This window comes from Chromohalobacter canadensis (assembly GCF_034479555.1).
In the GTDB taxonomy this organism is placed as follows: Bacteria; Pseudomonadota; Gammaproteobacteria; order Pseudomonadales; family Halomonadaceae; genus Chromohalobacter; species Chromohalobacter canadensis.
In genome coordinates this window covers 3,056,952-3,078,638 of sequence record NZ_CP140151.1, presented here as the reverse complement: position 1 = coordinate 3,078,638, position 21,687 = coordinate 3,056,952, and the positions used below count along the sequence as shown (strand labels likewise).

Below are 21,687 nucleotides of genomic sequence, written 5' to 3'. Positions count from 1 at the left end.
TCGAGGTCTCGCCATGTCCATGACGCCTATCGCTCTCGCCGCGTCCACCTCGGCGCCAGCATCGAGCGACATCCTGCCACGCGGCGCCAGCGGCTTTCCTTCCCCCGCCGACGACTACCGAGAAGCGCCGCTGGACTTGCATCGTCACTTGGTACGGCGTCCCGCGTCGACGTTCTTCATGCATCTGGAGGGTGATGACCACCGCCACGCCGGCCTGTACCACGGTGACTTGCTGGTGATCGACCGCGCCATTTCTCCGCGACCCGGGCATTGGCTGGTCGCAGTGATCGACGGCGAACTGAGCGTGTTGCGCCTAGAGCGCCGCGAGGCTCAGCTGTACCTCGCGCCGTCACGCCCCGGTCTGGCGACGCTGCCCTTCGAGACCGACGATGACCGCTTGTGGGGCGTCATCTGCTACGCCATTCACGCCTTGCCCGCCACGGGTGATGAACCGGCCGAGCCGACATGTTCGCGCTGATCGATTGCAACAACTTCTATGCCGCCTGTGAGCGTTTGTTCGAACCACGTCTGGAAGGCGTTCCGGTGGGCGTGCTATCCAACAACGATGGCTGTGTCATCGCGCGTTCCGAGGAGTTCAAGGCACTCGACATCCCGATGGGCATCCCGACCCACAAGATCGAACCGCATCTGCGTCGACGCATCGTGCTGAAATCCTCCAACTACACGCTCTACGGCGACCTCTCGGCACGCGTGCAGCAAGTGCTGGCACAGCAGGTCCCTACGCTTGAGCCCTACTCCATCGACGAATGCTTTCTGGATCTACGCGGCATGCGCGAGGATTGGCACGCCCTCGGCGCAACACTGGTGCGCAGCGTGCAACGCCGAGTCGGCCTGCCGGTTTCCATCGGCATCGCGCCGACGCGCACCCTGGCCAAGCTCGCCAATCGACAGGCCAAGACACAACCGACACGCCCCCAGGTGTGCGTTTGGCGAAGCGCGGACGCGCCCGACTTGACGGCACACCTGAACCGGCTATCGCCGCGCGATGTATGGGGCGTGGGAGAACGCCTCAATGCACGCCTGGCCGGCATGGGCATCGTGACCGCCGCCGCCCTGCGCGAGACACCCGACAGCGTGTTGCGGCGGCGCTTCAGCGTGGTACTGGCGCGCACCGCCGCCGAGCTCAACGGCCAGGCCTGCCTGGCGATGGGCGACCTGGAAACACCGCGCCGCAGCATCCTCTGTTCGCGCTCGTTCGGCCAGCCACTCCGCGACCGCGCCTCCCTGGCCGGTGCCTTGCGTCATCATTGCCAGCGTGCCGGCGAAAAGCTGCGACGCGACGCCATGCAAGCCTCGGCCATCGGCGTGTACATGCGTACCAACCCGCACCATGCCGGCAGCTTTCATCAGGCCTGCGAGTGGGCAGCGCTGCCCTTTCCCAGCGCCGACACGCAACAACTCAACCGCGCGGCACAACACCTACTCGCGCGGCTCTGGCAGCCCGCGGCCTATCAAAAACTGGGGGTGATGCTCACCGAGCTGACACCCCGCCGACAGAGCCAGACGACGCTCTTCGACGGCGCCGAGCCGGCGCGACAGGAGGCGCTGATGCATGCCTGGGACGCCATTCGCGCCCGCTACGGACGCCAAGCACTGACCCTGGGCCCGCAACCCGCCGACGCTCCCTGGCAGATGAACAGCGCCTACCGTTCGGCCTGCTATACCACGCGCTGGGACGAACTGCCCCGGGCACGCGCCAGGTGATGGCCATGCCATACACGCGGCAAGACGGCTCAATTCAACGGCGAGGGCGCCTCGCGAAACTCGGCATAAAGCGCCGGATAGGCCTGCTGCAAACGGGCCAACTCGGCTTCCGCGCCTTCAGGCATGGCTTTCGCCAGCTGATCCAAGTCGTCCTCGCCGAAATGTTCGCGGATCAGCGGAAACAGCTCCTCGCGTTCGCCGCGCAAGTAGGCGCGATGCGACTCCAGATAGGCCTTGAGGTCCTCGCTGAACTGGTCCATCGGCACCACGGCGTCCATCAGGATCATGTCGAGGTCCTGGGAAAGCCGGGCCAGACGGGCATTGAGCGCTCGATAGTCCTCGGACAACCGTTGACACAGCCCGTTGGCCTCCGGCGCCCGTGTGTTCAACTGTTCGGTGCACATCTGTTCGAGCGGGGCGGTGAAGCCACTCATGTAATCGAGAATATAATCCACGACCTCGCGCATCATCTGGAAGTCGGGGCGCTCGCCTTCCGCCAAAGTCTTCTGCTTGAGCTGCAGCACGTGCAGCAGACGCGCCATGTTGGCATGATCTTGGCGCAGTTGGGTCAGCATGGGCATGGACAGGCCTCCTTTGCAGTCGGCGCGTGGCAGCGCGGGGTATCCGGCCGCCTATTTGACCAGTTTAGGCGAGAGTCTTCGTCGACTCCCACTCCCCCGATAGGAAACACCCTACCGGGGCTCGAATGTTTTACCCTAGCGGGTATGACAGGATTACGCCTGTTGATCGAAAGTCTAGTGACGATTTTTGGTGACCCGACGCAGAGGGTCTTTACAAAACAGGCGAACGAAGGCAAGACAAGGCAAAATTGGCCGAAAACGCGGAGTTTACATGGGGTAAATGAGTATTTTGAGGCCAATTTAACGCCGTATTGTCAAGTGCAGCCCTTTTGTAAACACCCTCTCACCCACGGTGGCATACACATGGACATGTTCGCTTCATCCCAATCCGATAACACACCGCTGGCCTACCGCATGCGGCCTCGCAACCTGGACGACTATGTCGGCCAGGAAGCCCTGGTCGGCCCCGGCAAGCCGCTGCGTCGCATGGCGGAAAGCGGGGCGGTACGCTCGATGATTCTGTGGGGACCACCGGGCGTGGGCAAGACGACCTTGGCCGATATCCTCGCCGATGCCTCAGGCGCCATGCTCGAACGCCTATCGGCGGTGATGGCCGGCGTCAAGGACATCCGTGCCGCCGTCGAGCGCGCGCGCGAGGGACAAGTACGCGGGCAGCCGACGCTGCTGTTTCTCGACGAGATCCACCGCCTCAACAAGAGCCAGCAAGACGCCCTGCTACCCCATGTGGAATCCGGCTTGCTGACGTTGATCGGCGCGACCACCGAGAATCCGTCCTTCGAGGTCAACTCGGCGCTGCTCTCACGCGCTCGCGTCTACGTGCTGCGCAAGCTGGAAGCCGACGATCTGCTGCGCGTGCTGCGCCAGGCCCTGACGGACACGGAACGCGGCCTGGGAGAACGCCGCATCGCGGTCGATGACGAAGTTCTCGAAACCCTCGCCCGAGCGGCCTCGGGCGATGCCCGCCGCGCACTGGGTCTGCTGGAGACCGCCTGCGATTTCGCCGAACCCGGCGACGACGGTGAACGCCTGACCCATCAAGCCCTGCACGAAGTGCTCGGCCACCAGGCCAGTGCCTTCGACAAGCAGGGCGATCATTATTACGACCTGCTCTCGGCGATCCACAAGTCGATACGCTCGTCGCGCCCCGACGCCGCGCTCTTGTACATCGCCCAGTTCACGCAAGGGGGCGGCGACCCGCTCGATGTTGTCCGCCGCCTCGCCGCCATCGCCTCGGAGGATGTCGGCAATGCCGAGCCCCGCGCCCTGCCGCTGGTGATGGCTGCCTGGGATGCCTATCTGCGCCTGGGCGACTACGAAGGCCAGCGCGCCATCGCGCATGCCGCATTGCATCTCGCCATCGCCCCCAAGAGCAACGCCATCGACCAGGCCTGGAACGCCGCCAAGCAGTTCGTCGCCGCGCATCCCGACTTCGAGGTGCCCACCTACCTGCGCAACGCCCCGACCAAATTGATGGAATCCCTCGGTCACGGCGAGGGCTATCGCTACGCGCACAACGAACCCAACGGCTATCCCGCCGGCCATGCGCACGACTGCTGGCCCGCGGAGCTCCCCGCGAGCACCTTCTTCGCACCCACCGAATACGGACAGGAAAAACGCTTCAAGCAGATGCAGGCCTGGCGCGCCGAACTCGACGCCCAAGCCGATGGCACGTCATAAGCGCCCCGCCGCCCTCAACGGCGGCGGCACATCTCGATCACGCGCAGCGTGCTGTCGACGATGCCAAAGACACGCGTCTGCTGGGATTCGTCATGGGGTGTCATCGGCCGGCTCCGTTGCGTGCATGTCGCTGAGCCAACGATGCGTCTTGGGTGTTAACGCTTCGTTCATGCCGAATTCGCCAGTTGCAGGGTGACGTCGTGAATCAGTCGCAGGTCGTTGAAGCGGCTGGCTCGGCTCTCCGATTGATGTAGCCGAAAGGCCTGTTGCTCACTACGCGGTAGGCCTTGGTACTCGGCGATCACCTGGAAGAGCCAGATCTCGTCGCCCCATTCCATGTCACTTTCCTGCAGGTAGGCCAGCGCGCTGATACCCATGGGATCGGGATGGTCGATCACCGTCAGGTAGAAACTTTCCACGTCTTGCTTGAGCGCCTGTTGGCGAGCTGCCACCGAACTTTGCTCTTCGGCCTCGGCAGGCCGTGCGGCAGCGACGTCCTGCGGCTTGTGCACCGGCCTCGGCAACTGGTGCACTAGGTCGGTCAGCGTTCGAATGTCCGGTTCATGATCCAGGGCCGGCGCGGCAGCAGCGATCAGAGGAACGGCTTGGTTGATCAGGTCCGGCACTTCGCTGCGCCGCGCATAATTGCCGGGAACGAAGTTGGGGTGTTCGCGTAAAAACGCCGCCATGCCACTAATCAGCCGGCTACGCGATTGCTGCTGGCGGAACCGGGCCATCAGTTCGGTAAGACGGCTCTGGACTTCACGCAGGCTGGTGTAGTGCTGACTGACTTGGCGTTGCAATTGACTGATCAGCAGTTTGCGCAGGGTGCCGTCGCTACCGACCAGTTCGATCAACTCATCGAAGTCGATCAGTTGCAGGCCATCCAGCAGGCGCACGATCTGCTTCTGGGCACGATCGTTTTCGCGGATCTTGTCGTTCAGGCGGCTGACGAAACCGAAATCGCTATTGAGGCGCTGCCAGAGACTATCGATAGCGTCAGCGAAACGTCCGTTGAGGTCATCGACGGCCTGGCGCAAGCGCAGCAACTGCTGCTCCTGGCGCCAGTATTCCCCCTGGCTCTGGGCCTCGCGATAGCTCTGCACCAGCGTGCGCAAAAGCTCCAGGGTTTCGCCCACGTCGGCGTTGACCTGGCGGCGGGTTTCGTCAGCCAACATCTCGGCGATCAACTCGCGCACCCTGGGCGCCAGCTTGACGCCACCCTGATCGTCGGGCCGCCAGACGATGCGTGCGGCAAGCAGCCGCCGCAGTGCGCTATCGCTCAAGGCTTCCAGTGGCACTTCATCGCGGCTGTAGCCTTGCATCAGGGCATCGGCGTGCTTGCCAAGCAGCGCTAAACGCTCCACGCCGGTGCCGATCAGGCGACTTTCCAACTCATGCTCGTCGCGCACAGCAAGCTCCTTCATAACAAGCTTTCCTGCGTCTGAGGGCGCTCATCCTCGACGGGCAGGTTTTCTTCGTCGCGGATGAGTCGCACCAGATCGACGAGGTAATCGATCTTGCCGGTGACCAGATAGACCTGGCGGTCGGCATGCGGCTGCAGCAGATAACCGTGCTCCTTGAGACGTTTGAAGACCTGCTTCATCTGAGCGTCGAGCTGCTCGCTCTGGGAGCCGAAGAAGGTGTCGCCGGCGAGACGTTCGAGCTGCTCGCGCAGACTCTGGTTGTCCTCGCAGCGAGCGCTGAGTTCGGCGGGCTTGAGTACATCGCCCGGCGCCACTAGGGCGTCATGCCCCATCGCCTCCTGCATCAGTTGAAGCCATTCGAGCATCGGCATCAAACTGTGCAGTACCTCGCCAAGCTGTCGCGAGAGTTGCTCGCGGGCCTCGTCGTTGAGCTGCCGCCAGGCCAGGAAGTAGACACTGCCTTCGGCGTTGGTAGCCAGACGACGGTTGAGCGGTCGCAGGTACGTGTCGATCTGCTCGCGCACCTCCTCGTCCTCGAGGCGACGAAAGGCTCTGTCATCGCTAACGGCGCAGACGAACTCGCCGGCCAGCAAACGCTCCAGCAGCGGACCATGTTCGATCATGACGAGACCTCCTCGGTGGTGCGTTCCTGCAGGCGCTCGGCCAGGCGACTCAGACGCGGTTCGATGCGCTTCAAGCGGCGGCGACTCGGTTGCTCGGCGTTACGATCGATCAAGTAGCGGTTATGGAATAACAGCAAGACGTCAGACTCGGGGTTGGGAAACGCCCCAACGATATGGATGCGATTGCTATCGCAAGCATCGAACAGCATCTCGACGTTGTGATAAGCCAGCGTACCGATCTCATCGATGGGCCAGTGAATGGCGATCTCCGAGGGCCCGCGCAACAACCGCGTGAAGGCGAGCAAGAACTTGCACAGGATCAGGTAGGCCATGCCGTGGCTCGAGGATTCGAGCAACTGACGATCGCTTTTGATCACCAAATCGGTGCCGCCCTCGTTCAAGTGCAGCTCGAGGCGCAGCAGGCTTTCGAAACTGTATTGCTGGTCATGGCGCAGCAGGTCGACGACATCGGCCAGCGCATCCAAGTAGTCATCACTGGGCAGCGTCTGGCTGGAGCTCTCCCAGTCACGATAAAGCTGAGCGAAGCGCTTGAGCGGCTCCCAGAAGCCCAGCTCGTCGATGGTCGACTGAATGCGCACCTCAGCTTTGTTGATGCCCTCGAGACGCAAGTCATCGGCCACTTCTTCGGACAAGCGACGGCTCTGGGCGCTGATGCGTCGATTGAGATCGCGGAAGACGGTGAAGAACTTGTCCAGATCGGCGCCCAGATTGCGCCCCTGCTGGATCAATTGCTGCTGCTGATCTTCGAGCAATTGCAACATGCCCCGCAGCAGCGGAAGCTGGCGACGCGGATTGATGCCCTGTTCGCTCGCCCCGCTGCCCGACCCACTGAACAGCTTGCCGCGCTCGGCTTCCAAGGTCTCGACGAAGCCCTCGCTAGCCCCCTTGATCAGCTCGCTCTCGACGTGCTCGCAGCCCTTGCGTAGCGTTTCCACCTCCCTGCTCCGGTTGCTCAGCGCCTGGCGTGTGCGCTCGATGCGCTCATGCACATCGCCCGGCGCTTCTCGAGGCGGCTCGCCGGCGGCATCCGGCGTCGACGTCAGTCCAAGCCCCTCGACCTGACCGAGCAATGGCTTGAGGGCATCGATGACCTCGCGTTCACCATTGCAGCGTGCCTGGAGCGTCTTGACGGCTTGCTGATGCGCCACCTTGGCGGCCTGAAAATCGCTGCGGCATTGATCGCGCTGGTGCTCGGCGGCCTGCTTGTCACGCGTCAGCGTCGCTTCGCGGTCGACCAGTTGCGGCTTGCGCTCGCCCCATTCGACGCGCATGAAGCGTGTGTAAGCATCGAGTTCTTCGCGGCGGCTTTCGGTGACGCGAATGCGCTCTTGCAGGTCACTGATGCGCTGGCGCGTCGCACGCAGGGTTTCGGGATCACCGCCCTGGTCCTGCAGCTCCTGATCGAAGGCAGCTTCCAGCTCCTGACGTTGACGCTGGTGCTCGGCCTTGAGGTCTTCGAGTTGCTGCTTGTACTGATCGAGGCGTGCGTCGAAGCTGGCCAGTTGGCTCTGGCCATCGGCCTTGAGTTCCAACAGTTGCGACTGATGGGTGTCATCGAGCGTGCTCAGTGCCTCGCGTTTTTCATCGCGCAGGGCCTTGTCGGCGGCCTGCTGGCTAGCCAGTGCTTCTTCGGCGACTCGACGGCGCTCCTTCTGCTGCCGAGCGTGACGCTCCTGGAGTTGATGTCGGGCATCCAGGGCATATTCGACTTCGTCATCGGCATGCTTGAGGGCGAGCCGCGCCTGGCTAAGAGGTTCCTCGGCTCCCTGCACCCGGTCATGACAGGTCTTGAGCTGTTTCTCGGCGGCTTGAAGGTCAGTTTCGGCGCGCGCTTGCTCGGCCTCGGCGGCGTCGATAGCGGCATTGAGACTCGCCTCGTCGCGGGCATGATCGGGCAGCTCAATAGCGGCAAGATCGAGTGCCACACCGAACAGGTCGTCATGCTCGGTTCCGCCAAGCTGTGGCGAAAGATCACGGCGTTCAAGCAGTTCGGGCGCGATGACCTTGCCCAGGCGGTGCTCCCAGCCGGGGCGGTGGTAACGCATGAAATAACGCAGACTGCCCTCGGCGGGATCGCGCTGACGCTGAAGCTCCTGGGAACGCTGGTTCGCCCGATTGAGTTGCTGTTTGGCGCTTTCCCGCTGCTGTTCTGCTGTGTCACGCTCGCGCCGTAGGGTTTCATGCTCACGGCGCAAGCCTTCGAGACGACTGGCGGCAGCGTTGCGATCGCTTTGGGCCTGATCGACCCTGGCCTGGGCGAGCTCAGCTTCCTGCAGCTCTTCGGGCACCTGGCCGGTCGAGGCGAGCTGGGCCTTGAGGTCGGCCAAGCGTTCGATGCCTTGCTCGAGCCGCGTCTGATAGGCGGCATCCAGCTCGCTGCGCTGCGCATGGTACTGCGCTTCCAGATCACGCTCGGAGGCCCACTGCTGTTCCTGGCAAGCCGACTTTTCATCGCCCAACTCATTGATGAGCGCCTGGAGTTCATCGGTGCGCCGCGACAGGTTATCGGCAAGCTCGCGCAGGCGACCGTCAAGACGTGAGCGATTGGCTGCGGAAGCCTCCTGCATCACCGCCAGATGTTCCTGCAACTGCTGGGCCTGTTCCCGCCATTGCGGTAGTTCGGCCAGGTCCCGCTCCAAGGCGGGCATATCGGCCTCGGCATATTGCTCATATTGCTGCTGCAGATCATTAAGGCTGCGCTGGGTGCGATCCAGCTCGCTGGCAAGCTCACTGATGCGGTCGTTGAGCGTGTCACGCGCCTGTTCGTATTCCTGCTCGCGAGCCTGAAAGGCTTCCTGCTGCGTATTCAGCTCGGCCTCGGTATCGGCCAATACACGCTCGGCCCGATGGCGGTCGGCATCCAACTGTGGCTTGAGCTGCCAGAGTGTCGATTCAAGATCGACGATATCGCGGTCGACGTCTGCCAGCGCCGCCAATGACTGTTGCAGCGGCTCCAGACGCATCGACTGGCGCATCTGCGCGATCCAGTCGCGCGCCTTGGTGTTGCGGATACGGGTGACCGGCAGCTCGACGCCGTCTTCCTCGAAGATCGCCGCCAGCATGGTCTTGAGGGTATCCATCTTGCCCTCTTTGGCATGCACCGCCGAAATCAACTTCTCCATGTGGCGAATGCGTCGCTCGGGCTTGACCAGGCTGAATTTCGCGGCGGTCTGGCGCAGTTTCAGGGCCTCGCGTCGGTTACCCTGCTGCTGAGTGAAGTCGTTCTGAATCACCGCACGGTATTCGGAGGTTGCCCCGTACTTGGCCGAGAAGTCGATACCGGCGCGGCGCAACCCAGCCAGCCAGTCGCCGTACTCCAGCGCCACGACACCGTCCTGGCTTTCCACCAGATAATCCTCGGGCTGGTACGGCGCGCCGACAAAGCGATATTCCAGGCCGCCCTCTTTCTTGCGCGTCAGCACTGCCTGGCAGACATTGCCGGCTTCGCGACGATATTCGTAGATCAGATAGCTGTTGCGATGCGGCAGGTAGAAAGCATCGAACTTCATCCGTGTCTTGGGGACGACCTTGTTGGGCAGTTCGCCATAAAAGACGGGCACCAGTCGCTGCAACGTGGTCTTGCCCGAGGCGTTGGTGCCACAGATATTGGTATGGCCATCGACATCCAGTTCGACGACGCCTTCCAGATGACCGTGAATCATCACGATACGTAACAAATGGGCCATGCCGCGTCCTTGGTAGTTTGCGCTTTTTTGCAAAAAGCCATTCTACCCACCGCTGGCATGCACAACCAATCGTTGGCACGTCCGCCATGCATCGGCACTGATATAAGCAGCGCCATCAATCCACGTCAGACAGTCCCCACTCCATGCTGCCACGCCGCACGTATGCCCTGACGCACCTACAGGTCATCGGCCCGCGGCGGCTTGCCGACGGTCACCTCGCTGAGTTTCTCGTGGGACAAGCCGCGCAACAGCGCAAACATCATCGCGAAGACCAGGATGAACATCGGCAGGCCGACGACGGTGATGACCTGCTGCAAGGCAGTCAAACCGGCATCGCCGGCAAGCACGATCAACATGGCGGCCAGCGCCCCTTCGGACACGCCCCAGAACACCCGCTGATGCCAGGGGCCAGGTTCGGGTGTCCCGGTACATAGCATGTCGACCACCAGCGAAGCCGAGTCCGACGAGGTGGCGAAGAAGATCGCCACGATGACGACCGCAAGCCCCTGTATCAGGGTCGCTGCCGGGAAGTTCTCGAAAAAGGCGAACATCGCCAGTGGAATACTCTCCTCCACCGCCGCAGACAACGACCCGGCCTGCGCGCCGAGTGCCGCGCGGGCATCTTCGCCGATACCGTCGATCTGCATCGCCGACCAGCCGAAGATCGCGAACCACACCAGGGTGAATATCGACGGGGCGAACAGCACCCCGAGCACGAATTCACGGATCGTACGCCCACGGGAGATGCGCGCCACGAAGATGCCGATGAACGGCGACCAGGTCACCGTCCATGCCCAATAGAAGACGGTCCAGCCGCCCTGCCAGCCCCAGCCGCCTTCCTCGTGGGTATATTCCGCCAGTGCGTCGTTCCAGAACGCCATCGGCACGATATTGGAGACATAGATGCCGACGGTCTCGATGATCGAGCGCAGCAGGAACACGGTCGACCCGGTGAAGAGTATGAACAGCATCAGGCCGACGGCCATGCCGATATTGACGTTGGAAAGCACCCTCACGCCCTTGTCTAGGCCGGCCACGATCGAACATACCGCCACGGTCGTGAGTATGGCGATGATGATGACCTTCGGCATTACGCCATCCGAAATGCCGAACAGTTCCGTCAAGCCAGCATTGATCTGCTGGGTCCCCAAGCCGATCGAGACCGCCACCCCGAACAAGGTGCCGAGAATCGCGAAGATATCCAGCGTCTTGCCGAGTGGCCCATAGATGCGATCGCCGATCAACGAGTAGAACACCGAACTGAAACGCATGGGCAGGTCATAGCGGTAGATGAAATACGCGAATGCCAGCCCGGGCAGCGTGAAGATCGCCCAGGTATGCAGTCCCAAGTGATAGATCGCGAACCCCATCGCGTCGTCGGCAGCCTGCACCGAGAAAGCCTCGACATCCGGCCGCGGCGGGTTGGCGAAATGGGACATGGGCTCGGCCACACCCCAGAACATCAGCACCGTGCCGATGCCCCCGGCAAACAGCATGGTGAACCAGGAGACATTGCCATAAGCCGGCTTGGCGTCATTACCGCCGAGGCGAATCGCGCCGAAACGACTGATGGCCACCCACAGCAGGAATATCACCCAACTGGTCACCCCGAAGATGAAAAACCAGCCGAGATTGGTGACGATCCAGGCCCGTCCGGCACCAAATGCAGCGCCGATGGGTTCAGGCGCTATTAGCAGGGCAATCAGGAAGATCACCATGATGCCGGCCGACACGAAGAAGATGGTCGGGTCGGTTTGTAGACCGAGTCTACGGGCCAGTTTTTCCATAGGTTATTCCTTTATCTTTTATTGTCCTTCTATAAATACCGTAGAAGCAGATAGGCAAGGCGTCGAATGGCGCATGCCGGCCAGCATCACCGACGCCGCCGATATGCGAGAATGAAGGAAGAGTATCGACGAGCGCCCATAGCCACGCCCCGATATTCCGGCCCTACTCAGTTCTGCAGCGAGAGCGATCGATGATTCAGGAAACCTTGCAACGTGTCTTCGGCTATTCCGACTTTCGCCCCGGCCAGCGCCAGGTGGTCGAGGCCGTGACCCAGGGGCGCTCGGCGGCGGCGATATTTCCCACCGGGTCCGGCAAATCGCTTTGCTACCAGTTGCCGGCACTGCATCTGCCGCACCTGACCCTGGTGGTATCACCGTTGCTCGCGCTGATGCAGGATCAGCTCGATTTTCTGGCGCGTCACGGCATTGCGGCGGCGAGCCTCGATTCGCGCCAGAGCCGGGAGGAAGCCTCGGCGGTGATGGATGGCGTCAGGCGCGGCGACATCCGCATCCTGATGATCTCGGTGGAACGCCTCAAGAACGAACGCTTCCGCGCCTTTCTGCAGCGGGTGCCGGTCTCGCTGCTGGTGGTCGACGAGGCGCACTGTCTCTCCGAGTGGGGACACAATTTCCGCCCCGACTATCTCAAGCTGCCCGCCTATCAGCGTGAATTCGCCATTCCGCAGGCACTGTTGCTCACCGCCACGGCGACGCCCCGCGTCATCGAGGACATGCGCGACAGCTTCGCCATCGATGCCCAGGACGTCGCCGCCACGGGATTCTATCGTCCCAATCTCGACCTGCAGGTGCAGCCCACTGCCATCGAGCGTCGCCCCCGCGCCCTGGCCGAGTGGCTGGGGCCACGTCTTGCCGCCTCACCGCCCCAGCCCAGTATCGTCTACGTCACCTTGCAGAAAACCGCCGAGCAGATGGCGGCATATCTGGGCAAGGCAGGCCTCGAGGCCCGCGCCTATCACGCCGGCCTCGACAGCGAGACCCGCGATACGCTGCAACAGGCCTTCATGAGCGGCGAGATCAATTGTATCGTCGCCACCATCGCCTTCGGTATGGGCATCGACAAGGCCGATATCCGCAACGTCGTGCATTTCGACCTGCCCAAGTCGATCGAAAATTACAGCCAGGAGATCGGCCGCGCCGGACGCGACGGGCAACCGTCGAGCTGTTTGATGCTAGGCGGCCGCGATGCTCTGGGCGCGCTGGAAAACTTCGTCTACGGCGATACCCCTGAGCGCGATGGCATCGAGCGCGTCCTGCGCGACATTCGCGACACCGCGCCCCACGGCCAGTGGGAGGTGCGCCTCAACGCCCTCTCCCAGCACAGCAACATTCGGCCGCTCCCCCTCAAGACCCTGCTGGTAAGGCTCGAGCTCGAGGGCATCATCGCCCCGCGTTATGCCTATTTCGCCGAGTATCGCTTCAAGTATCTGATCGAGCCCGAGGCACTGATCGAGCGTTTCAACGGCGAACGTCGCGATTTTGTCGCCGCCCTGATCGAGGCCTCACCCAAGGCCAAGACATGGTGCACCCTGGACCATGACGCGCTCGACGCCCTGGGTGGCGCCCGCGGTCTCGATACCTCACGGCGACGCGTCATCAGCGCGCTGGAGTATTTCAACGATCAGGGTTTCATCCAGCTCGAAAGCAAACAGATGACCGAGGTGTACGGGGTGCTGCAGGCCGAGTTCGATACCGCGGCGCTCGCGACGCACCTGACCGAATATTTCCAGCGCAAGGAAGCCGCCGAGATCGAGCGGCTGCAGGCCATGCTGGCCCTGTTCGAGTCGACGACCTGCCTCAGCCGTCGCCTGGCCGATTATTTCGGCGACCACCAGGCGCCCGAGCGTTGCGGCCATTGCTCGGTGTGTCGCGACCACATCGCACAGTGGCCCACGGAGACGACTCGCGCACCGCTCGATCCGCACCAGGTGGCCGCGCTGTGCGCGCCACTGCGCGAACGCCTGACTGCGCTGGCCGATGCGCCACCGCCCAGCGACGCGTTATTCACACGCTTTCTCGCGGGGCTTACCAATCCCTTGCTGACGCAGCTCAAGGCACGCCAACTCGAGGGGTTCGCGGCCCTGGAAGACCGCCCCTACCCAGAGATCCATACGGCCGTGAAGGCCACATCTTCGCCCGAGGCGTAAATCATGCCCCGTTGCGGTAGGCCCGCCCCGGTGCTGGCTTCTACACTGGTATAAATCACCTGAAGGAGGCAAAGAACACCATGAGCGAACTTTCCGAGCTGAAATGCGAAGCCTGCAGCGCCGATGCCCCCACCGTCAGCGAGGCGGAAATGCATAGCCTCGGTGCCGATGTTCCCGAGTGGCGGATCGTGGAGCGCGATGGCATCATGCAACTGGAGCGTGAATTCACGTTCCGCAACTTCAAGCAGGCCCTGGCGTTCACCAAGCAGGTGGGCGATCTCGCCGAGGCAGAAGGCCATCACCCGGCGCTGATCACCGAATGGGGCAAGGTCACCGTCACCTGGTGGTCCCACAAGATCGGGGGCTTGCACAAGAATGATTTCATCATGGCCGCCAGAACCGACGAGGTAGCGCAGTCCAATGTTCGAGCAGATTGAACGCGTACCCGGGGATGCAATCCTCGGGCTTATCGAAGCCTTCAAAAAGGATCCCAACCCCCAGAAAGTCGACCTGGGGGTCGGCGTTTACCGTGACGCTCACGGCAATACGCCCGTCATGCGGGCCGTCAAGGAGGCCGAGGCGCGGCTGCTGAAGAACGAGACGACGAAGAGCTACATCGGCTCGCACGGTGACCCGGGTTACGGCCAGGCCGTGCTCGAGCTGGTGTTGGGTGAAGACTCGCCGGTACTGGCTGCCAAACGCGCCAGCGCGACCCAGTCGCCCGGCGGTACCGGCGCGCTGCGCCTGGCGGCGGATTTCATCAAGTCACAGCTGCCCGGCAAGGGCATTTGGGTCTCCGATCCGACCTGGCCCAACCACCTGGGTATCTTTCATGCGGCGGGCGTCGAGCTGAAGAAGTATCCCTACGTGGATGCCGACAACCGTCTCGATTTCGACGGCATGCTGGGCGCGCTGCAGCAGATTCCCGAAGGCGACGTGGTACTACTGCATGCCTGCTGCCACAACCCGTCGGGCTTCGACCTATCTCGCGAACAATGGCAGCGCGTGCTCGAGGTCGTCCGCGAGCGCCGTCTGCTGCCACTGGTCGACTTTGCCTATCAAGGTTTCGGCGATGGCCTCGATGCCGACGCCTATGGGCCGCGTCTGCTGGCCGAGAACCTCGACGAGGTGATAATCACCAGCTCCTGCTCCAAGAACTTCGGGGTCTATCGCGAGCGTACCGGCTGCATGATCATGATTGCCCGCGATGGCGAACAGATGGAGAACGTTCGCTCGCAGATGGCCATCGTCGCCCGCGAGAACTACTCCAACCCGCCGGCTCATGGCGGCGCAGTGGTCGCCGAGATTCTCCAAGACGATGCGCTGGCAACGGTGTGGCGCGACGAGCTCACCGAGATGCGTGATCGTATCAACGGGCTACGCCGTGACTTCGTGGAAGCACTCAAGCCTTATGGTCTGGACGAGCGATTCGCGTTCATCGCCGAACAGCGCGGCATGTTCTCCTACACTGGGCTGAGCCCGGAGCAGGTCGATCGTCTGCGCGACGAATTCGGTATCTACATGGTGCGCTCCGGTCGCGCCAACGTTGCCGGCCTGGCGCAGGAAAACCTGCCCTACGTAGCCAAGGCCATCGCGACTGTCGTCGGCTGATCGCGACGCCAGCGTCCGGTACGAAAACGCCCGATGCGTGAATCCCTTCAGGATCACGTATCGGGCGTTTCTGCTTTTAGCATGAATGCCGCGCGGCTTAGTCTTCCACCTCAGGCAGCGTGTCCGAACCGGTCTCTTCCCGGAACGTCTCCCGCGTGACCTCGCCTTCGCCGTCATCGAGACGCTGGAAGAGCTCGAGCTGGCCGGCCTGACGCGCCTCTTCTTCGCTGAGCACGCCATTCTGGTCAACATCCATCTGACCAAAGGTCACCGCGTTACGGCGCTGGTCGAGCGGTGTCTGCGCGCCACCCTGACCGAAACTGGCATCCTCGTCGCTGACCCCAGTCGCCTTCTCGCTGACCTCGCCTGGCTCGGTCGCTTGGCCTTTCTGCTCCCCGGACGTCGTAGCCTCGTCCTGGGCGAGTACCGCCCCGCTCATCAGTATCGAACTGCTCAATAAAAACACCAGCATGCTAACGCTTGCGGCACGCCAGTCTGAGCGAATCGTCATCGCTGCCTCCTCAATAGCTCTCATCACACCCAAGAGTACCCGGTACTGATGGACCGAGTCTGATGCGAGTATTGGACAAGCGATGCGCTCAGGGATTCCCCACGCCACAAGATCACGCGGCGTAACGCGCCACACCCAGCCCGTGGGGATCGATTTCCGGGCGACGGCCCGCTATCAGATCGGCAAGCAGGTGGGCACTGCCGCAGCTCATCGTCCACCCGAGGGTGCCATGCCCGGTGTTGAGCCAGAGATTGTCATAGCGGGTTGCGCCGATGATCGGCGTCGAATCCGGGGTCATCGGGCGCAGACCAGTCCAGAACTCGGCCTTGGCCGCGTCGCCACCTTCAGGAAAGACATCGCGCACCACCATGCTGATGGTCGCACGGCGTTTTTCCAGCAGACTCAGGTCATAGGAGGCCAGCTCGGCGGTACCGCCGACACGAATCCGGTCGTCGAAACGCGAGATCGCAACCTTGAACGTCTCGTCCATCACCGTGGATTGGGGCGCACCACCGTCGTCGGTCACCGGCAGCGTCAGGCTATACCCCTTGACCGGATAAATCGGCAAGCGGATGTCCAGATCCTTGACCAACAGCGGCGAGAAGCTGCCCAGACACACCACGTACGCATCGGCGCTCAAGGCACCCTCCGAGGTCATGACTTGCTCGACACGTCCCGCCTGACGCTCGATGCGCTGGATATCGACATTGAAGCGAAATTCGACGCCCAGGTGCTCACGGCAATGCTCGGCCAGACGCTGGGTGAACAAGTGGCAGTCGCCGGTTTGATCGTCCGGCAAGTGCAGCCCGCCCACGAATTTGCCCGGCACGCGTGCCAGCGCCGGTTCGGCCGTCGCCAACTCCTCGGCGCCGAGCAGCCGATGACGCACACCGCATTCGCTCAGCACCCGCATGTCCTTGGTTACCGCCTCGACCTGCGACTCATGCCGAAACAGCTGTAGCAGACCTCGCTGGCGATCCTCGTAGCGAATCCCCGTATCACGACGCAACGCATCGATGCACTGGCGGCTGTACTCGGCGACACGCACCATGCGTTCCTTATTGACGGCGTAGCGCTCGGGCGTGCAGTTGTTGAACATCGCCATCATGAAACGTGCCATGGCGGGGTCGCGCTTGGGCTGAATCTTCAGCGGCGCGTGCTCCTGAAACATCCATTTGAGCGCCTTGCGCGGGATGCCGGGCGCCGCCCAGGGTGAGGAAAAACCGAACGACACCTGACCAGCATTGCCATAGCTGGTCTCCATGGCGGGTCCGGCCTGACGGTCCACCACCGTGACCTCGTGCCCCTGGGATGCCAGGTAATAGGCACTGGTGACGCCGACGACACCACTGCCGAGAATGAGTACGTGCATGGCCTTCCCCCGCTTGGCGCTGATTGGATGCTGAACGAAGCGCCAGTATAGGATGGGAAGGCTAGTAAATTATGAGGTAATCTAGTCTACACCTAGATGATGAAATCGATTTTTATACATAGTCTGGTTTTTATGACTTAAAGAACAGCGTTCTCAAGTATCGGAATTGACCGCCATACGTTGCGTCAAGGAACGCCGGAAAATGGTCCAGGCGACCCCCCGGCCAGCACATTGCCCAACGCGGCCCCCCAGGCGACCCCGAAGATCCCCGACAGCCAGGCGCCTACCGCCAAGCATGGCAAGTAACATACGAACAAGCGCATGAAGGAAAGCAGCATGGCACGTACCGGCCAGCCCAGTGCATTGGAGGCAGACACCACCAGCATGCAAAGGCCCAGCAAGCTATAGCTGGGTAACAGCCAACGAATCAAAGTCGCGAGTTCGTCGCGTATTTCCGGATTGCCCGACAAGACGAACGCCACCCAAGGCGCCGCCAATGCCATGACACATCCCAGCCCCAGTTGCCAAAGCACGGCGGTACGCGCCGCCAGGCTCATCAAGGCGTCGATGCGCGACCAATCGCCAGCACCGTAACAACGCCCCAACCAGGGTGGCAGTGACATGGTCAGCGCCAGCACCACCATCATTGAAAGCGTTTCCAGGCGGCTAGCCAACCCCCAGGCTGCGACGGCAGTCTCCCCCAGATCGGCAACGATCGACGTCGCCAGCATCGCCGAGAGCGGCGGCATCAACTGGCTGATCATTGCAGGCCCAGCGATCGCCATGAACGGCACGGCCGAGGCACGCATTTCGTCCCGTAATCCGTGACGCGCCAACCAGTCATGTGCACGCAGACGCATCACCAAGTGCCAGATGCCGATAGCAAACGCCAACGCTGTCGCCCAAGCCGCACCGGGCAGCCCCCAGCCCGACCAGTCGCCGACACCGAAAATCAGCAGTGGATCGAGGCCCAAATTGATCAGGCTGGTCAGCACCATCAGCTTACCCGGCAAACGCGTATCGCCGTGCGCCCGGAATAGGCTATAGCCGAAATACAGCACCGCCCCCAGCCAGTTGGCCACCAACTGCGGCCCCCAATAGGCGCGAATCAGCTCCCGCGTGGGAGCATCGGCCCCCATAAGCGTGAAGATCGGCGTCTGCGCGACCCACATGATCAGCATCAGCAGTGCCATAAATACGCTTCCACCGACCAGCACAAGGCTGCCTAGACGCCTGGCTTGCGCTGTATCGCCGGCACCCAGGGTGCGTGAGATCAGCGCCGCGATGGCAATACCCAACCCCACCTGAACACCGATGATCAGAAACGATAGCGGGAAGGTGAAGGACTGTGCCGCGAGCGGCTGGGTGCCCAAACGGGCGATGAAAGCACTATCGACAAGCTGAAAACCCAGCAGCGAGAGCACGCCAATGGCCATGGGCCAGGTCTGCTGCCATAGCTGGCGACGTAGCGAGGATATGGATTCCGTCACGGAAACCTCATTGCGAATCAACGATCAAGGTATCAAACAGGGCGCCCCCGGTATCGGTCGACACCGGGGGCGCCAAGTCTAACAGGCTGTCAGCAAAAAGCGCCTTCGTGAGTGATGACGGTTCAGGCATCCCACTGCGGGGCAAAATCCGGATTGGCGATACGTTCGCCCCGGTCGAGCGCATCGATGCGTGCCATTTCGTCGGCACTCAGAGTGATCGCCATCGCTTCCAGGTTCGATTTCTGGTGCTCGGGCTTCGTGGACGACGGGATCACCACGATATCGCGCGCCGCGACCCAAGCCAGCGCGATTTGCGCCGGACTCGCTCCGTGCGCATCGGCAATTTCCTTGAGCACGGGCTCGTCCATCACCTTGCCCACCGCCAGCGGCATGTAACCGGTGACTTGCAGGCCCTTGTCCTGGCAATGCGCGACCACGGTGCGATTAGCCAGGAAGGGATGCACTTCGATCTGGTTGGTGATCAAGTGCTCGCCCCCGGGGACCGAGAGTGCCTGATCGAGCTGCGCCACTGTGAAGTTGGAGACACCGATCTCGCGCGTGAGGCCTTTCTCGCGCACCTGACTCAAGGCACCGATGTAATCAGCCATCGGCACCTCGTCGTCAGGCGATGGCCAGTGCACCAAGGCCAGATCGACATATTCGACACCGAGTTGCCGGCAACTCTCTTCGAAGCTTTCCAACAATGCCTGCGGCTGTAGGCGGTCCCACCACACCTTGGTGGTCAAAAAGATCTCGTCGCGAGGGACATCGCTTTGCTTGAGCGCCTCGCCCACAGCACGCTCGTTATCGTAGAACTGAGCGGTATCGATATGCCGGTAACCGAGTGACAGCGCTGACGTAACCGAGTCGATGACGTCTTGGTCCTTGAGACGAAAGGTACCGAGACCAATGCGGGGCAACGTGCGTTGGTTAAGCATGGTGGCTCCTTGTCAGATGGCAAAAGACAGTACAAAACGCCTGGTTACAATATGAAACATGGCGTCAGGTGATCTGTCCTATCAATACATCAGGTGGGGACCGTTAAATTGACTTTCAACACCTTCCTCACGCTAGATCGCCATTGAGCTTGGCTACCAAGTGCCGTTATGATCAATCGAAACGTAACCATTGGTTACATATCTGAGGAAACGCCGCCTCATGCCCCACTCACTCTACGCACGCATGATAATTGCCGCCATCGTGCCCTTCATGATCATGCTGACCGGGAGCCTCGCCCTCTATCAGGCGTCTCAGGTCGAGCAGCGCACGGCACGCACCGTCGCCCAGACTCTCGAGGTGATTGCCGATGCCAATCACTTGATGCGCCTGTTTATGGACGCCGAAACTGCCCAGCGTGGCTATGCCCTGACCCGAGATGGCGATTACCTGGCGCCCTACCAACGCGCCTTGAGCATGTTTCCACGCACTCTGAGACGCTTGCAAGAGGCCTCAAACGACGCGATGCAAAATCAACGCCTCGATCAGGCCAATCAGCTTTTCCGGCAGTGGATAAAAAACGTCGCCACCGACAGCATTATCAAGGCGCGCAACGACAATGCCGCACTCCCTCCCGTAGCCGATAAAGCCAGCAAACGCCTGGTCGATGAGTTCCGCACGGTAATGGGAGCCTTCATCGATACTGAGCAGGAAGCTCTCCATAAACGCCAGGCCGATAGCCAGGAAGCCGCGAAACGTGCGCAGTACATCATGGTATGGAGCATTTTGCTGGCGCTGGCGAGTGCCCTGCTGACCTGGTGGCCGCTGTTTCGTCGCACCCGCCACGCTGTCTCGGAAATCACCCAGCGCTCACGGCGTATGGTCGCGGGGGATCTCAGCCAGCGCGTGGCACTCAGGGGACGTGATGAATTCACCTGGATGGCACATGCCTTCAATGCCATGGCAGCCCGCCTAGAAGCGATGGTCGCCACCGAAAAACGCACCAATCGCGAGCTCGCCGAACGCGTCAATGTGTTGGTGCGCGACCGAACCCGCGATATGCGGGCACGCCATGATCTTATCGAAGCCCTGCAAGCCTGCCGCAGTACACAGGAAGCGCAGTCGACCCTCCGCGACCGGTTACCCACGGTCTTTGCCAATACCCTCGGCGGCACGTTGTGGTGCCTTGATGCACAAGCTAGCCCGCCTCATCGCATTTGCCAGTGGGGCGAGGACCAAGGTGATATCGACTTAGGCGAATGCCTGACCCTGCGTGAGGGCGGGATACGCGATGTCACTCTTCCAGCGGCGCACTCTGTACAGGTCTGCTCTCATCTACGCGCCGCTCATCCCGGGCGCCATCTTTGCATACTGTTAAAAGGCACGGAGGAGCCGATGGGTGTCCTGCATCTTCATCTCGCCAGTGCCCCTGAGGAGGCGGATAACGGCGATCCTCAAGCCGAATTTGCCAAGGGCGCCGCCGAAGATATGGCACTATCGCTAAGCAATGTGCGACTGCGCGAACAACTCGAGGAGGCCAGTATCCGCGACGCCTTGACCGGTCTCTACAACCGACGCTTCCTGGACGATACCTTGACGCGCGAATTGGCACGTGCCGAGCGCCAGTCCAGCCCCTTGTCAGTCCTCATGCTGGATATCGACCATTTCAAGCCAATCAACGATGACCACGGCCATGCCTTTGGCGACAAGGCATTGATCGACGTTGCGAACCTCTTGAGCGACAACGTTCGGCGTGGCGATATCGTCTGCCGTTACGGCGGCGAGGAATTTGTGGTCATCATGCCTAGTGCCGGACTATCCGCCGCACGGCGGCGCGGCGAGCATCTCCGCCAACAGGTCGCCACTTTGGATATCGCCATGAACGAAGGGACGCCGCTTCGTCTTACCGTCTCTTTGGGGCTCGCCTGTTACCCCCAGCACGGTGAGTACGCCGAAACCCTGCTGCATCACGCCGACATGGCACTTTACGAGGCCAAACAAAGCGGGCGCAACCGCCTGGCGATCTCCCAAGACTGAGCCCAACGCAAATCGCC

General features: G+C 61.9%; 15 protein-coding genes and 1 pseudogene. 7 read left to right on the top strand and 9 right to left on the bottom strand.

All coding sequences use genetic code 11. The features are described from left to right. The first annotated feature begins 13 nt into the window (after window positions 1-13). The gene (locus tag SR908_RS14340) at window positions 14-478 is read left to right on the top strand and encodes a LexA family protein (RefSeq protein ID WP_097022310.1); all 465 of its coding nucleotides are present in this window, start codon (window positions 14-16) and stop codon (window positions 476-478) included. After that, window positions 466-1,725, top strand: a complete 1,260-nt coding sequence (locus SR908_RS14335; protein ID WP_246920936.1) for a Y-family DNA polymerase — start codon at window positions 466-468, stop codon at window positions 1,723-1,725. The genes SR908_RS14340 and SR908_RS14335 overlap by 13 nt, the downstream gene beginning before the upstream one ends. A 29-nt stretch (window positions 1,726-1,754) precedes the next feature. Here SR908_RS14335 and SR908_RS14330 read toward each other — a convergent pair whose 3' ends face one another. Continuing rightward, window positions 1,755-2,300 (bottom strand): hemerythrin domain-containing protein, encoded by a 546-nt coding sequence (locus SR908_RS14330; RefSeq protein ID WP_097022548.1) that lies wholly within the window; start codon window positions 2,298-2,300, stop codon window positions 1,755-1,757. Window positions 2,301-2,669: 369 nt separating this feature from the next. On the opposite strand from SR908_RS14330, the gene SR908_RS14325 reads away from it, so the two are divergent. After that, window positions 2,670-4,004, top strand: coding sequence for a replication-associated recombination protein A (locus SR908_RS14325; protein WP_246920934.1), 1,335 nt, complete (start codon window positions 2,670-2,672; stop codon window positions 4,002-4,004). 167 nt (window positions 4,005-4,171) lie between these two features. On the opposite strand, the gene SR908_RS14320 is transcribed toward SR908_RS14325, so the two are convergent. From SR908_RS14320 to SR908_RS14305, 4 genes are all read right to left on the bottom strand, one after another. After that, window positions 4,172-5,431 (bottom strand): hypothetical protein, encoded by a 1,260-nt coding sequence (locus SR908_RS14320; protein WP_246920932.1) that lies wholly within the window; start codon window positions 5,429-5,431, stop codon window positions 4,172-4,174. Beyond that, a complete protein-coding gene (locus SR908_RS14315; protein WP_246920930.1) occupies window positions 5,428-6,054 on the bottom strand; it encodes a condensin complex protein MksE in 627 nt (208 codons plus the stop codon). The genes SR908_RS14320 and SR908_RS14315 overlap by 4 nt, the downstream gene beginning before the upstream one ends. Further along, window positions 6,051-9,761, bottom strand: coding sequence for an ATP-binding protein (locus SR908_RS14310; RefSeq protein WP_246920928.1), 3,711 nt, complete (start codon window positions 9,759-9,761; stop codon window positions 6,051-6,053). The genes SR908_RS14315 and SR908_RS14310 overlap by 4 nt, the downstream gene beginning before the upstream one ends. Before the next feature lie 176 nt (window positions 9,762-9,937). Beyond that, on the bottom strand, window positions 9,938-11,548 hold the full coding sequence (locus tag SR908_RS14305) for a BCCT family transporter (RefSeq protein WP_246920927.1): 1,611 nt from the start codon (window positions 11,546-11,548) through the stop codon (window positions 9,938-9,940). 191 nt (window positions 11,549-11,739) lie between these two features. On the opposite strand from SR908_RS14305, the gene SR908_RS14300 reads away from it, so the two are divergent. The 3 genes from SR908_RS14300 to SR908_RS14290 all read left to right on the top strand — a co-directional run bounded on the left by SR908_RS14300 (window position 11,740) and on the right by SR908_RS14290 (window position 15,324). Further along, a complete protein-coding gene (locus tag SR908_RS14300) occupies window positions 11,740-13,713 on the top strand; it encodes a RecQ family ATP-dependent DNA helicase (protein ID WP_246920925.1) in 1,974 nt (657 codons plus the stop codon). A gap of 80 nt (window positions 13,714-13,793) precedes the next feature. Continuing rightward, window positions 13,794-14,150, top strand: coding sequence for a 4a-hydroxytetrahydrobiopterin dehydratase (locus SR908_RS14295; RefSeq protein WP_246920923.1), 357 nt, complete (start codon window positions 13,794-13,796; stop codon window positions 14,148-14,150). Beyond that, window positions 14,134-15,324, top strand: a complete 1,191-nt coding sequence (locus SR908_RS14290; protein ID WP_246920921.1) for an amino acid aminotransferase — start codon at window positions 14,134-14,136, stop codon at window positions 15,322-15,324. The genes SR908_RS14295 and SR908_RS14290 overlap by 17 nt, the downstream gene beginning before the upstream one ends. A gap of 97 nt (window positions 15,325-15,421) precedes the next feature. Here the strand turns inward: SR908_RS14290 and SR908_RS14285 are convergent, their stop codons facing one another. From SR908_RS14285 to dkgB, 4 genes and pseudogenes are all read right to left on the bottom strand, one after another. Beyond that, window positions 15,422-15,835, bottom strand: a complete 414-nt coding sequence (locus tag SR908_RS14285; RefSeq protein ID WP_246920919.1) for a hypothetical protein — start codon at window positions 15,833-15,835, stop codon at window positions 15,422-15,424. Between the two features lie 112 nt (window positions 15,836-15,947). After that, the gene (locus tag SR908_RS14280; protein WP_246920917.1) at window positions 15,948-17,207 is read right to left on the bottom strand and encodes a D-amino acid dehydrogenase; all 1,260 of its coding nucleotides are present in this window, start codon (window positions 17,205-17,207) and stop codon (window positions 15,948-15,950) included. A gap of 153 nt (window positions 17,208-17,360) precedes the next feature. Then, window positions 17,361-18,643 (bottom strand): annotated as a pseudogene (locus SR908_RS14275) (MATE family efflux transporter). Between the two features lie 176 nt (window positions 18,644-18,819). Beyond that, on the bottom strand, window positions 18,820-19,635 hold the full coding sequence (dkgB, locus tag SR908_RS14270) for a 2,5-didehydrogluconate reductase DkgB (RefSeq protein WP_246920915.1): 816 nt from the start codon (window positions 19,633-19,635) through the stop codon (window positions 18,820-18,822). Window positions 19,636-19,855: 220 nt separating this feature from the next. On the opposite strand from dkgB, the gene SR908_RS14265 reads away from it, so the two are divergent. Further along, window positions 19,856-21,670: a sensor domain-containing diguanylate cyclase gene (locus SR908_RS14265; protein ID WP_246920913.1), complete on the top strand. Its 1,815-nt coding sequence runs from the start codon at window positions 19,856-19,858 to the stop codon at window positions 21,668-21,670. Window positions 21,671-21,687: the final 17 nt, after the last annotated feature.

Coding starts and splice junctions, on each gene's coding strand:
- SR908_RS14340 (WP_097022310.1), top strand. CDS start 14: ATGTCCATGACGCCTATCGCTCTCGCCGCGTCCACCTCGGCGCCAGCA.
- SR908_RS14265 (WP_246920913.1), top strand. CDS start 19,856: ATGCCCCACTCACTCTACGCACGCATGATAATTGCCGCCATCGTGCCC.
- SR908_RS14280 (WP_246920917.1), bottom strand. CDS start 17,207: ATGCACGTACTCATTCTCGGCAGTGGTGTCGTCGGCGTCACCAGTGCC.
- SR908_RS14330 (WP_097022548.1), bottom strand. CDS start 2,300: ATGCTGACCCAACTGCGCCAAGATCATGCCAACATGGCGCGTCTGCTG.
- SR908_RS14295 (WP_246920923.1), top strand. CDS start 13,794: ATGAGCGAACTTTCCGAGCTGAAATGCGAAGCCTGCAGCGCCGATGCC.
- SR908_RS14300 (WP_246920925.1), top strand. CDS start 11,740: ATGATTCAGGAAACCTTGCAACGTGTCTTCGGCTATTCCGACTTTCGC.
- SR908_RS14320 (WP_246920932.1), bottom strand. CDS start 5,431: ATGAAGGAGCTTGCTGTGCGCGACGAGCATGAGTTGGAAAGTCGCCTG.
- SR908_RS14290 (WP_246920921.1), top strand. CDS start 14,134: ATGTTCGAGCAGATTGAACGCGTACCCGGGGATGCAATCCTCGGGCTT.
- SR908_RS14315 (WP_246920930.1), bottom strand. CDS start 6,054: ATGATCGAACATGGTCCGCTGCTGGAGCGTTTGCTGGCCGGCGAGTTC.
- dkgB (WP_246920915.1), bottom strand. CDS start 19,635: ATGCTTAACCAACGCACGTTGCCCCGCATTGGTCTCGGTACCTTTCGT.
- SR908_RS14305 (WP_246920927.1), bottom strand. CDS start 11,548: ATGGAAAAACTGGCCCGTAGACTCGGTCTACAAACCGACCCGACCATC.
- SR908_RS14325 (WP_246920934.1), top strand. CDS start 2,670: ATGGACATGTTCGCTTCATCCCAATCCGATAACACACCGCTGGCCTAC.
- SR908_RS14285 (WP_246920919.1), bottom strand. CDS start 15,835: ATGACGATTCGCTCAGACTGGCGTGCCGCAAGCGTTAGCATGCTGGTG.
- SR908_RS14310 (WP_246920928.1), bottom strand. CDS start 9,761: ATGGCCCATTTGTTACGTATCGTGATGATTCACGGTCATCTGGAAGGC.
- SR908_RS14335 (WP_246920936.1), top strand. CDS start 466: ATGTTCGCGCTGATCGATTGCAACAACTTCTATGCCGCCTGTGAGCGT.